Below are 5,311 nucleotides of genomic sequence, written 5' to 3'. Positions count from 1 at the left end.
CACCCCGGGCTTTCAGCCCTCAGCTCGTTCGCCAAAGAGAGGTCATCGGCCTCGCCGCCCTTCCTCTGATGGCATTGGCTCTTAAGCGGCTCCGAGCTCGCTATCCCTGAGGGTTTTAGGAATCAAATGTACTTCGAGTGAACTGACCCGCCTAAAGGCGGAACTCCAACCCTGCTAAGCGACTCAAAGGGACGGTTGGATGGCTTGCGAGAGACAGGGGCATTTATCCCAAGATCTCCGCAAGCCGTCGAGACGCTCTGTCATCCCAGAGCGTCCAACACCTTGACCACTGACGCACTGACGTACTGACGCACCGGCTACTGAATCCCCAGTTCCTTCGCGAGGAACGCCCAGGCATCCGCGGTCTCATCCATCACCTTCGTGAGCGCCGTCCCCGCACCGTGGCCGGCGCTGGTTTCGATGCGGATGAGGACGGGTGGGCCATCCTTGGCCTGGCACTCCTGGAGGCGGGCGGCGAACTTGAAGCTGTGGGCGGGCACGACGCGGTCATCGTGATCCGCGGTGGTCACGAGGGTGGCGGGGTAGCGGGTGCCGGGCTTCAGGCTGTGGAGTGGGGAGTAGGCGTAGAGCGCCTTGAACTCGGCGGGGTCCTCGCTGCTGCCGTAGTCGGATTTCCAGGCCCAGCCGATGGTGAACTCGTGGAAGCGCAGCATGTCCATAACGCCCACCGCTGGTAGCGCGGCTCCGAAGAGATCCGGACGCTGCGCCATGCAGGCACCCACGAGCAGGCCGCCGTTGCTGCCGCCCTGGATGGCCAGTTTGGCGGGGCGGGTGTAGCCTTCCTTCACCAGCCACTCGGCGGCACCGATGAAGTCATCGAACACATTCTGCTTCTTCAGCTTGATGCCAGCGTCATGCCACTCTGAGCCATACTCGCCACCACCTCGCAGGTTCGCCAGAGCAAAGACGCCGCCCATCTCCAGCCAGACCGCGCGGCTCACGGAGAAGCCGGGGCTGAGGCTGATGTCGAAGCCGCCGTAGCCATAGAGCAGGGTGGGGTTGGCGCCATCCAGCTTGATCCCCTTCTTGTGAACCAGGAACATCGGCACCCGTGTGCCGTCCTTGCTGGTGAAGAAGATCTGCTTCGTCTCATACGGGCTGCCGTCGAAGTCCAGCTTCGGCACGCGATAGGGCGTGCTGTTGCCGCTGGCCACGTCATAGCGGTAGATCGTGGAAGGGGAGGTGAAGCTGGAGTACGCGTAGAAGGTCTCTTTGTCCTCTTTCCGTCCGCCGAAGCCGCCCACACTGCCCAGACCTGGCAGGGCCACATCCCGCAGCCACTTGCCTTCAAGGTCGTACGCCTTCACCATGGACCGGGCATCCTGCAGGTACTCGCAGATAAGCTGGCCACCCACCACAGAGGCGCTCTCCAGCTTGTTTTCGGTTTGAGGAATTACCTCGCGCCAGCCGGTCTTCCCGGGCTTGGTGGTGTCGATCGCGATCACCCGATAGCGGGGCGCGTCCAGATCCGTGTGGAAGTAGAAGACAGGCCCGATGTTTTCTACAAAGCCGTACGCGGCGTCGAAGTCGTTGAGAAGCTCCACCACCGGGCCGTCCGTCTGGAGGTCCTTGTAGTACACCCGTGACTTGGGATCCGTGCCGAGGGAGATGTGGAAGATCAGGTAGCGTCCGTCATCCGTGACCCCGGCATTGAGCCCCCAGTCCGGTTGGTCCGGGCGGGCATACACCAGCTTGTCCTCTGACTGCGGGGTGTTCAGTTTGTGAAAATAGACCGTCTTGTTCTTGTTCGCCTGCGTCAGCGCGGCTCCGGCCTTGGGTTCAGGAAAACGACTGTAGTAAAAGCCGCTGCCATCCTTCGCCCAGGAGGCTCCGCTGAACTTGATCCACTTCAAGGTCTCGGGCAGGTCCTCGCCGGTGTCGATGTTCTTGATGCGGAACTCCTGCCAGTCGCTGCCGCCGCCCGAGGTGCCCCAGACGAGCAGCTTGCCATCCTCGCTGGGTTCGCTCTCCGTCAGGGAAACGGTGCCGTCTTTGGAAAGCGTGTTGGGGTCCAGCAGCGCTTTGGGCTCGGCCGTCAGGGAGTCTGCCACATAGAGCACGCTCTGGTTCTGCAGACCGCTGTTGCGGGAGAAGAAGTACCGCTCGCCGCGCTTGTACGGCACGCCGAAGCGCTCGAAGTTCCAGAGTTTCTGCAAGCGCTCGCGCAGCGCGGCGCGGCGCGGCAGCTGGTTCAGGTAGCCAAAGGTCACCTCATTCTGCGCCTTCACCCAGGCCTTGGTCTCCTCGCTGTTGTCATCCTCCAGCCAGCGGAAGGGGTCGGGCACCTTCACGCCGTGGTAGGTGTCCACCACGTCGGCGTGGCGGGTCTTGGGGTAGGTCAGCGGGGAATCCGCCCCGGCACCGGGAAGGACCGAAAACGAGAGAGTCAAAGACATGACAAGGGGGAGCGTCAGGGAAGGCGCGATGGCACGCATGGGGCCCAATCACCGGGGCGCTCGCAGGCGAGTCAAGCACTTCCACGGATCGGATTACGCAGCTGGTATTCCCAGATGACGCCGGTTTGCATCTCTTTTTCGATGCAAGGTTGAAGAATCTAAGGGAAAATACCAATGATTTGGGTAAAGATACCTGATGGTACTGCGTAGTGCACAGAGACGAGCTCACCCCTTTCCTAATTGCTAATGAAAACTCCCATTGCCCTCCTTGCTGTCTGTTCTCTCTCCGCCATCTGGGCGACCCCTGTCTGCGCCCAGGCGGCCGGCGGTGGTTTGGCCCCGCCCAAGCTGCCCTCGCTGAAAGTCCAGCCCAAGGTGGCAACCAAGCGCGATCAGCAGGCCCAATCCTCCTACATGCAGACCATGACCATCTCACCCGAGGTCGTCATCGAGGGAGCCAGTACACAACCGCTGCCCGCTCTGGAGGCCACCATGCTGATCGTCACCATGGACACCAGGGCCAAGTACACGCAGCGGCGTGAAAAATACGACGTGCACGCCCGGGAAACCGTGACCATCCCCGCCGTGGATAAGGGAATCCAGCGCACCATTGAGTTTAAGGACTCCAGAACTTCCTTCGATGCCTGGCGTGACAAGACCAATGTCGGAGGTGCGGTGTACAAGTACTTCGTCTTTGGTTTGAGAGATCCCGCGAGCAAGATGATCCTGCACTTCGAGACGAACAATCCCCAGTTGGATCGATTGGTGAAATTGAAGCCGGAGAAGCGTGAGGAGATCCTCAAGATGCCCGCCGGGTCGGAGTTCCCCAAGGACTTCAACTAGGCCGGGCGCTACGTCCATTCACAGTCCAGACACCCACGACGGGAGGCGGTTTGTCCTTCCTGGCGTGGGTTTTTTGCGAGGATTCGAATTGTCGTTGCGCAAAGGCGTCTGTTGTGGAGAATGGTGTTCAAATGAACTTGTGTCATCTCTGCTGTTTGCCTGTGCGTCGTCGGTTCGAATCCATCACCTCTTGATCAGACTTCTCCCTTTGCTCCTGGGCGGCTCGCATGTTGTCCACGAGGTTGGGGTACCGGCGTCCGGCGTGTTTGGCGGCGGCTCGTGCTTTGGCCTTGCTCTCCTTCGTCAGTTTGGTGTGGCCGGGACCCGCCTTCTTAGGGGCCGGGCGTTTCCACGGCGGGGGTGATGATGAGCTCATGATATAGCAGGTTCGGACCAGCGGTGGTCGCAGCGGGTGTCGCATGCAGAGAAGGCCATTAAGCTCCCATTACAATCTCGATACGCCCCATGGATCTTGCCCAGAAACTCTCGATCCTGGCTGATGCTGCCAAGTATGACGCCTCGTGCGCCAGCAGCGGCACCAGCCAGCGCAACTCCCGCGAGGGTGGCCTGGGCTCCACCACGGGCGGCGGGATCTGCCACAGCTACACGCCGGATGGGCGCTGCGTCTCGCTCCTGAAGATCCTCCTCACAAACTACTGCATCTACGACTGCCAATACTGCATCAACCGCGTTTCCAGCGATGTGCGGCGGGCCCGGTTCACCGTAGAGGAGGTGGTGAAGCTCACGATGGACTTCTACCGGCGGAACTACATCGAAGGGCTCTTCCTCAGCTCCGGCATCATTCGCAATGCCGACTACATCATGGAGCAGGTGGTGAGGGTGGCGCGGATGTTGCGTGAGGAGCAGGGGTTCAAGGGCTACCTTCATCTCAAGACCATTCCAGAGGCCTCACCGGAGCTGATCGCCGAGGCGGGCAAGTGGGCGGATCGTATCAGCATCAATGTCGAGCTGCCCACCCCGGCGGACCTGGAGCGTCTGGCTCCGGAAAAGAACCTGGGGCGCATCCGCGGCGCGATGACGACCATTCAGAGGCGCATCGACCAGGCCAAGGCGGAGACCAAGGAAACTACTAAAGCGCCACCCTTCGCTCCGGCCGGTCAGAGCACCCAGATGATCATTGGTGCCACGGCGGCGCAGGATCGGGAGATCCTGGACCAGTCTTCCTCACTGTACCGGCACCACAAGCTGCGGCGGGTGTATTACTCGGCCTTCAGCCCCATTCCAGATGCCTCACAGCGTCTCCCTCTCATGGCACCGCCCCTGGTGCGGGAGCATCGCCTTTACCAGGCAGACTGGCTCATGCGCTTCTACGGGTTTCAAGCACAGGAGTTGACCACTCCGGATGCTCCTCAGTTGTCCCTGGAGATGGATCCGAAGATGGGCTGGGCCATGCGTCATCCCCAAAAATTTTCCCGTGGATATCAATACCGCCTCCCGGGAGATGCTCTGGCGCATTCCGGGCCTCGGCGTGAGAAATGTGGATCGGATTCTGCAGATACGCCGCTGGCATCGCGTGACGCTCGCGGACCTGCAACGCCTGCGTGTGTCTTTGAAAAAAGTGCTGCCCTTTGTGCAGACCGCTGATCACCATCCGCGCGAGATCGGCTCCGCCCCATGGCTGCAAACACTGAAGCCGGCGCAGCAGCTGGAACTCTTTGCCCCGGCCACCGGCGTGGTGACTGGCGAACTCTGAATGAACACGGTAGTTGGCTGAACCCTCCAACCCTTATGCACCTGCTCACGCTCGAGCCCAGTTTTGCCGCCTGGCATCGGGTCGCGCGACGGGCGCTGCAGGCGGAGTGGGCCTGGGACACGGTGCTCTGGGAGGATGCCTCTGACAGCCAGCCGGCGCTGGGGCTGCTGGATGAAACGCCCGCGCGTGTCGCGCAGGCAGCCGTCTCCGCCCCCACCTACAACGTGCCCAAGGCCTTCATGGAAATGGCGCGCACCGTGGCCTGTCATCACTCTGCGCATCGCTGGAGCCTCCTGTACCGCGTGCTCTGGCGGATCACGCATGGGGAGCACCACCT

General features: G+C 61.5%; 3 protein-coding genes and 2 pseudogenes. 3 read left to right on the top strand and 2 right to left on the bottom strand.

Annotation, left to right across the window (positions count from 1 at the left end; genetic code table 11):
• Positions 1-317: 317 nt before the first annotated feature.
• On the bottom strand, positions 318-2,417 hold the full coding sequence (locus BV106_RS00585; RefSeq protein WP_051944614.1) for a prolyl oligopeptidase family serine peptidase: 2,100 nt from the start codon (positions 2,415-2,417) through the stop codon (positions 318-320).
• A 246-nt stretch (positions 2,418-2,663) separates the two neighbouring features.
• On the opposite strand from BV106_RS00585, the gene BV106_RS00580 reads away from it, so the two are divergent.
• Positions 2,664-3,260: a hypothetical protein gene (locus BV106_RS00580; RefSeq protein ID WP_038158871.1), complete on the top strand. Its 597-nt coding sequence runs from the start codon at positions 2,664-2,666 to the stop codon at positions 3,258-3,260.
• Between the two features lie 142 nt (positions 3,261-3,402).
• Here the strand turns inward: BV106_RS00580 and BV106_RS36945 are convergent, their stop codons facing one another.
• The gene (locus BV106_RS36945) at positions 3,403-3,636 is read right to left on the bottom strand and encodes a hypothetical protein (protein WP_081891404.1); all 234 of its coding nucleotides are present in this window, start codon (positions 3,634-3,636) and stop codon (positions 3,403-3,405) included.
• A gap of 89 nt (positions 3,637-3,725) precedes the next feature.
• Here BV106_RS36945 and BV106_RS00575 point away from each other — a divergent pair.
• Positions 3,726-4,881, top strand: a pseudogene (locus BV106_RS00575) (putative DNA modification/repair radical SAM protein); the annotation flags it as partial.
• A 128-nt stretch (positions 4,882-5,009) separates the two neighbouring features.
• Positions 5,010-5,311: pseudogene (locus tag BV106_RS37910) on the top strand (uracil-DNA glycosylase); the annotation flags it as partial.

The organism is Verrucomicrobium sp. BvORR106 (genome assembly GCF_000739655.1).
GTDB lineage: Bacteria > Verrucomicrobiota > Verrucomicrobiia > Verrucomicrobiales > Verrucomicrobiaceae > Verrucomicrobium.
The sequence above is the reverse complement of the archived record's forward strand: the minus strand, read 5'-3'. Positions and strand labels throughout refer to the sequence as shown.